The organism is Actinomadura sp. NPDC000929 (assembly GCF_040492065.1).
Lineage (GTDB): Bacteria > Actinomycetota > Actinomycetes > Streptosporangiales > Streptosporangiaceae > Spirillospora > Spirillospora verrucosospora.
In genome coordinates, this window is the sequence record NZ_JBEUPA010000287.1 from 1 (window position 1) to 3,699 (window position 3,699).

Sequence of the window (3,699 nt, forward strand, 5' to 3'; positions counted from 1 at the left end):
CCGAGGAGTCGCGGCCGGACGCACTTCCGGGCGGGGGGACGTCCGCCGGGACCGGCGCGGCGGGCGCCCGGCAGGCCGAGGCGCCCGGCCGCGGGGAGCCGCTCGCCGAACTGGCGGAGCGGATCGGCGCGGCGGCGATGGCGTGCCCGGACGTCCTGGGACTCACGGCCGGTCCGCGCGGCTGGATCGCGACCTACCGCGCCGGGCCCCCCTACGCGGGGGTCGCGGTGCACGACGCGGTGGTCGAGGTGGGGGTGGTCGTCCGGTACGGACGGCCCTTCGCCGAGATCGCCGAGGACGTACGGCGTCTGGTGCGCCCGCTGGCCGGTCGGCGGACGGTGGACGTGGTGATCGGGGACGTGGCCGATGGCGGCTGATGACCCCGCCGAGGCGAGAGGGTGATCGAGATGGATGTGCGAGTGCCGTGGCCCGTGATCGGCCTGATCGTCGGGCTGGCACTGGGGTTCGCCGGGGCGTTCGGCGGCGCCGGCGCGTTCTTCCTCGTCCTGTTCCTCGGGGCGCTCGGCTTCGTGGTCGGCCGGGTCATCGAGGGCAGCCTCGACCTCGGGCAGGTCTTCTCGACGAGCCGCACGGGGCGGCGGCCGCGATGACCGAGGAAGAGCGGGGCAGGACGACGATCCGTGAGCGGTCCGTCGCGCGCATCGTCGCGGAGGCCGCGCAGGACGTCGAAGCGTCCGGCGGGCTCGGCCGGACCATCGTCGGCGTGCCGATCCCCGGGCGGGGGCCCGCGCGCACGGAGGTGCGGGTGCACGGCGACATCGTCACGGCCAAGGTGGCGCTGTCGGTGGCCTACCCGATGCCGGTCCGCGCGGTCGCCCGCGAGGTGCGCCAGCGGGTGCGGGAGCGGGTGGCGGAGCTGACCGGTCTCACCGTCGGGCAGGTGGACATCGAGGTGGCCGAGCTCGGGCGCCCCACCGCGGGTGAGAGGACCGTGCGGTGACCGCCCAGGCCGGGGCGCGGCCCGCCGCGGAGCCGAGCACGCGGCCGGCCGGTTCGCGGAAGGCCGACCGGGCGGCCAGGCACACGTTCCGCTCGCAGCGGGTGCTGCCGGCCCTCGCTGCGGCGCTGCTGATGACGGCGGCCGGGGTGCTGACGGCGATCGAGGTCATCTCGGCGGCCCTGAACCACCCGGCGCGCATCTTCCCCTACGGGTGGGTGCGGGACGCGAACTGGGACGGCGTGTACGCGCGCGCGATCTTCGCCGGCCTGGCCGTCGTCGGCGTCTGGTTCCTGCTGGCCGCCGTGCTGCCGGGCAAGTCACGGATCGTCCCGCTGCACGGGCGGGATCCGAGCCTGATGATGGGCGTGAGCAGGCGGGGGCTCAAGCGCTCCGTCGCCGCCGCGGCCGAAGGCGCGCCCGGGGTGTCGGGCGTCAGCAGGGTCCGGCTGGGGCGCCGGCGGGTGCGGGTGGTCGCGGAGACGCCCGTGCGCGAGCCCGCGGGCCTGGACGCGGAGGTCACCGAGGCGGTGCGGGAGCGGCTCGACCGGCTCGACCCCCTCCCCACCCGCTCCGTCACGGTGCGCATGAAGCACCGGGAGATCTGATGGACCGCCGCAACGCGCACGTCAACCGCACGGGCCTGTTCATTCTCGGCCTGCTCCTCGCCGCCGCCGGGGGGCTCGGCCTCGCCCGCGGCTTCGGCGCCTTCGGGAAGGCCCGGGCCTCCGGCCCCGTCCTCACCGCCGAGGCGCGCCGCTTCGCCGACGGCCACGGCTGGTTCTGGCCCGCCGTCGCGGCGGTGGCGGTCGTCCTGGCGCTGATGGGGCTGTCCTGGATGCTCGCCCAACTCCGTTCGAGCCGGGTGCGGGGTCTCTCGCTGGAGCCGGACATCCGGGCCGGCGCGACGCGGGTGGAGGCCAAGGCCATCACGGACGCGCTGGAGACCGAGATCGGCGAGTACCCGGGCGTGCGCAGGGTGCGGGCCCTGCTGGTCCGCTCGCCCAAGGGGGCCGGGCTGCGGGTGAGCATCCTCTACGGGCAGGAGGCGGATCCCGACGAGCTGCGGCGCCGCATCCAGGACGAGGCCCTCCCGCGGCTCTGCGCCGCCCTCGAACGCGAGTCGATTCCCACGGTGGTGCGGCTGCGGCTGACCCCCCGCGAGCAGCCCGCGACCGTCGTCTGACGCCCCTCGGCGAACATTTCTTCAAGACCGGTGGGCGAACGCCCGTGCAGGGTGGCCGCATGAGCGAGTCCGACGTTGAGCTTTCGCACGGGATGCACGGGATGCACGGGATGCACGTGGTGCAAGACGGGCCGCGGCAGGCGCCGCCGCTGCTGCTCGTCCACGGATCGGGGGCCTCGGGCGGCACCTGGAAGCCGATGATCCCGGCGCTCGCCGCCCACCGGCACGTCGTCCGGGTCGACCTGCCGGGCTGCGGGCAGTCCCCGCCCGCCGCGTCCTACGACGTGCCCGACCAGGCGGACCGCGTGGCCGCGCTGCTGGACGGCCTCGGGATCGACCGCGTCGACGTGGCCGGGCACTCCAGCGGCGGCTACGTCGCCACCGCGCTCGCCGAGCGGCGTCCCGACCTCGTGGGCTCGCTCGCGCTGATCAGCAGCGGGCCGGATCCGGACGCGCTGCTCCGGCAGCCGCTCCTCCTCCGGGCCCTCCTCTCCCCGCCCCTCGGGCCGCTGCTGTGGGCGAGGCGGTCGGACGCGATGATCCGCCGCGGGATCGGTGCCGCGGCCGCGGGCCCCGTGGACGTCCCGGACGAGCTGGTCTCCGGGGTCCGGGCCATCACGTACCGCTCCATGCGGGCGGTGCTGCGCCGGAACACCGCCTACGTCGCCGAGCGCGGCGTGCCCGAGCGCCTCGCCGCCGTCCGGGTCCCGCTGCTGGTGGTCTTCGGCGCCGCCGATCCCCGCTGGAGGCCCTCGTCGGCGCGCCGGTACGAGGCGGTGCCGGACGCGCGGATCGAGATGCTGCCGCGGGCGTGGCCGCCGCGCCGTGGCTCGCGGTCGACGACGTCGCCTGGCCGGCCTCCTGGCCGACCCGGATCCCCGCGCGGCACGGCGGACGCGTCCTCGCCGGGACGTGACCTCGGTAGCGCGCCGCATCAGGGCGGGGCGTCCAGGAGGCCGGACTCGCGGGCCTTGGCGGCGGCCTCGGTGCGGGACGCGGCGCCGAGCTTGGTGAGAATTCTGGTCACGTGGGTGGCGACGGTGTTCGCGGAGATGAAGAGCTCCGCGGCGATCCGCTGGTTCGTCCGTCCGCCCGCGAGGAGGCGCAGGACGTCGAGTTCGCGGCGGGTCAGGCCGAAGGCGCGGGCGGCGCCCCCGCCCTCGCCGGGCGGGGCGGCGTCGTCGGTGAGGCGGCCGCGGGCCGCGAGGTCGTCGATGCGCGCCCGCAGCGGGGCGGCGCCCAGGTCGTCGGCGATGGCGCGCGCCTCCCGCAGCCGGGACCGGGCGCCGGGACGGTTGTTGGACGCGAGCGCCGCGCCCGCGGCCTCCACCAGCACCACGGCGGTCTCGTAGCGGTTGCCGAGGTCGCGCCACGCCGCGGCCGCCTCGTCCCAGGCGGCCAGTTCGCCGCCCTCCGTCAGGGCGCGGAAGGTGCGGCGGTAGGCGTCCATCACCGGGGTCTCGGTGCGCAGCGAGCCGAGCATGCGGGCGAGGGCCGCGAGCCGGTCGGCGGTCTCATCCGCGACCCGCCGGTTCCGCGGCGCGGCCGCGCGCCG

6 protein-coding genes and 1 pseudogene are annotated in these 3,699 nt (G+C 76.9%); 6 read left to right on the top strand and 1 reads right to left on the bottom strand.

Annotated features, from left to right (window positions below; translation table 11 throughout):
* From ABWI04_RS42045 to ABWI04_RS42070, 6 genes and pseudogenes are all read left to right on the top strand, one after another.
* Window positions 1-377 (top strand): hypothetical protein (locus tag ABWI04_RS42045; RefSeq protein WP_353835903.1); only part of this gene is annotated, 377 nt, incomplete at its 5' end.
* 30 nt (window positions 378-407) lie between these two features.
* Complete coding sequence (locus tag ABWI04_RS42050; RefSeq protein WP_345187789.1) at window positions 408-611, top strand: hypothetical protein; 204 nt, start codon at window positions 408-410, stop codon at window positions 609-611.
* Window positions 608-961, top strand: a complete 354-nt coding sequence (locus ABWI04_RS42055; protein WP_345187792.1) for an Asp23/Gls24 family envelope stress response protein — start codon at window positions 608-610, stop codon at window positions 959-961. The genes ABWI04_RS42050 and ABWI04_RS42055 overlap by 4 nt, the downstream gene beginning before the upstream one ends.
* Window positions 958-1,566 carry a DUF6286 domain-containing protein gene (locus tag ABWI04_RS42060; protein ID WP_345187795.1) on the top strand — a complete coding sequence of 203 codons (609 nt, stop codon included), beginning with the start codon at window positions 958-960 and terminating at the stop codon, window positions 1,564-1,566. The genes ABWI04_RS42055 and ABWI04_RS42060 overlap by 4 nt, the downstream gene beginning before the upstream one ends.
* Window positions 1,566-2,144, top strand: a complete 579-nt coding sequence (locus tag ABWI04_RS42065; RefSeq protein ID WP_345187797.1) for an alkaline shock response membrane anchor protein AmaP — start codon at window positions 1,566-1,568, stop codon at window positions 2,142-2,144. The genes ABWI04_RS42060 and ABWI04_RS42065 overlap by 1 nt, the downstream gene beginning before the upstream one ends.
* A 197-nt stretch (window positions 2,145-2,341) precedes the next feature.
* Window positions 2,342-2,896, top strand: a pseudogene (locus ABWI04_RS42070) (alpha/beta fold hydrolase); the annotation flags it as partial.
* A gap of 182 nt (window positions 2,897-3,078) precedes the next feature.
* Here ABWI04_RS42070 and ABWI04_RS42075 read toward each other — a convergent pair.
* The coding region (locus ABWI04_RS42075) for a helix-turn-helix transcriptional regulator (RefSeq protein WP_353835904.1) at window positions 3,079-3,699 on the bottom strand (621 nt) is incomplete at its 5' end.

Excerpts from the sequence above, each read along its gene's own strand:
- ABWI04_RS42050 (WP_345187789.1), top strand. The coding sequence starts at position 408 with ATGGATGTGCGAGTGCCGTGGCCCGTGATCGGCCTGATCGTCGGGCTG.
- ABWI04_RS42055 (WP_345187792.1), top strand. The coding sequence starts at position 608 with ATGACCGAGGAAGAGCGGGGCAGGACGACGATCCGTGAGCGGTCCGTC.
- ABWI04_RS42065 (WP_345187797.1), top strand. The coding sequence starts at position 1,566 with ATGGACCGCCGCAACGCGCACGTCAACCGCACGGGCCTGTTCATTCTC.